Source organism: Citrobacter sp. wls827 (assembly GCF_005280875.1).
GTDB lineage: Bacteria > Pseudomonadota > Gammaproteobacteria > Enterobacterales > Enterobacteriaceae > Citrobacter > Citrobacter youngae.
This window is the reverse complement of sequence record NZ_SZWR01000010.1, coordinates 100974-103438: the sequence shown is the minus strand read 5'-3', so window position 1 is coordinate 103438 and position 2465 is coordinate 100974. Positions and strand designations below refer to the sequence as shown.

General features: G+C 49.7%; 1 protein-coding gene. It reads right to left on the bottom strand.

The genetic code is table 11. The features are described from left to right. Window positions 1-883: 883 nt before the first annotated feature. Window positions 884-2461 carry a glutamine-hydrolyzing GMP synthase gene (gene guaA / locus FDX03_RS03850; RefSeq protein WP_048224996.1) on the bottom strand — a complete coding sequence of 526 codons (1578 nt, stop codon included), beginning with the start codon at window positions 2459-2461 and terminating at the stop codon, window positions 884-886. Window positions 2462-2465 lie beyond the last annotated feature (4 nt).

The window sequence follows — 2465 nt, the reverse complement described above, 5'->3', positions numbered from 1 at the left end:
CATCTCGCCAACCAAGAGGATGAAGGTGTGCTGGCGGTGATATCCACAAATTATTGATATTTGGCAATCCCATTCTAATGGCGATCAACTTGAAACATACGCTATAAATTCTGCAAGAATATATCCAGTTTTAGTAATAACGATCCTTATTCAACTTTTAATCCTATCCCATTCCTTAACCGTGAATATTTTGCCCAAAATGGTTTTATTAACTGAAGAGAAACATTGTTTCCCGGCGAAAGACTATTGTGGATTTCAGCAAAAGATAGTTCAACATCGGATTCATATGCAATATTTGGAGCGCAAGACCTTGTTCAAATAATAAGCAGAGCATGGACTCCCAGAAGTAATCAATATGGATATTCATTATTATTAAATGATTTTCTTTATGACTCGACTTGGGATGCTGCACGAACGGCTATCAATAAAACTTTATCTTTATCTTTCCCAAGAACATGGGCACTACGCACTAACAGAGGGGCAGAATGGGAAGCATTGGGAATGCCAACTCATACCTCCTGAATTTTGGCTACCTCAGCTTAAACTTAGGCGTTGATGAAACAGAAAGCGCAAACATTTCAACAAGATTCCCTTAACCCTTTTTGCTCATGCGCGAGGCACTTTTCTGCCCAGCCTGATGGATCCCCAGCCTCATGCAATAAAATGCAGACCGTTCGTCGCATATCATTGAAGGTAAAATTTGTGAAAGTTTCCGCATTTCTGATCAGATTTTACCATCACGTTTCTTCGCAGCAAGCGAGGTCCGGTGGGCGATACGGCCACATAGAAAATTAATGAATACACATAAATAAAAACCCTCTGTAAAAACAGAGGGTTGATTGCATTTTTACCTGTTCATGAAAACTCAGAAAGGGTTATCGGCTTATTCCCACTCAATGGTAGCCGGCGGCTTACCGCTGATGTCATACACCACGCGGGAGATACCGTTAACTTCGTTAATGATGCGGTTAGACACGCGGCCTAAGAAGTCATACGGCAGGTGCGCCCAGTGCGCGGTCATAAAGTCGATGGTTTCTACTGCACGCAGGGAAACAACCCAGTCGTACTTACGGCCATCGCCCATCACACCAACGGAACGTACCGGCAGGAACACGGTGAACGCCTGGCTGACTTTGTTGTACAGGTCGGCTTTGTGCAGTTCTTCGATGAAGATAGCATCCGCACGACGCAGCAGGTCGCAGTACTCTTTCTTCACTTCGCCCAGTACGCGAACACCCAGACCCGGGCCCGGGAACGGGTGACGGTACAGCATGTCGTACGGCAGGCCCAGCTCCAGACCAATCTTACGCACTTCGTCTTTGAACAGTTCACGCAACGGTTCAACCAGACCCATCTTCATCTCTTTCGGCAGGCCGCCCACGTTGTGGTGAGATTTGATAACGTGCGCTTTACCGGTGGCGGAAGCCGCGGATTCAATCACGTCCGGATAGATAGTGCCCTGCGCCAGCCATTTAACGTCTTCCAGTTTCAGTGCTTCTTCATCGAACACTTCAACGAACACACGACCGATGATTTTACGTTTGGCTTCCGGATCGTTCTCACCTTTCAGCGCATCCAGGAAACGCTGTTCGCCTTCAACGTGAACGATGTTCAGGCCGAAATGGTCACCGAACATATCCATGACCTGCTGGGCTTCGTTCAGGCGCAGCAGACCGTTATCGACGAAGACACAGGTCAGGTTTTTGCCAATCGCGCGGTGCAGCAGCATTGCGGTAACGGAGGAGTCAACGCCGCCAGACAGGCCGAGGATCACTTTGTCATTGCCAACCTGCTCACGAATGCGGGCAACGGCGTCATCGATAATTTTTGCCGGCGTCCAAAGCGCTTCACACTGGCAGATGTCGCGCACAAAACGCTCCAGCATGCGCATGCCCTGACGGGTGTGGGTAACTTCCGGGTGGAACTGCACGCCGTAGAAGCGTTTTTCTTCGTGCGCCATGATAGCAAACGGGCAGCTGTCAGTGCTGGCAACAGTCACGAAACCTTCCGGAATGGCAGTCACTTTATCGCCGTGACTCATCCATACGTCCAGCAGAGGTTTGCCGTCGGCGGTCAGGGAGTCTTCAATACCGCGGACAAGCGCGCTGTCAGTCTGAACCTCTACCTGCGCATAGCCGAATTCACGTTCGTTAGACCCTTCAACATGGCCACCGAGCTGCATTGCCATGGTCTGCATGCCGTAGCAAACGCCGAACACCGGCACGCCGGCATTGAACACGTACTCTGGCGCACGCGGGCTGTTTGCTTCGGTGGTACTTTCCGGACCACCGGAAAGAATAATACCGCTTGGGTTGAATTCGCGAATTTGTGCTTCCGTAACATCCCATGCCCACAGTTCACAGTAGACGCCCAGCTCACGTACGCGGCGTGCGACCAGCTGAGTGTACTGCGATCCGAAATCGAGGATGAGAATGCGATGTTTATGAATATTGTCTGTCATTGAC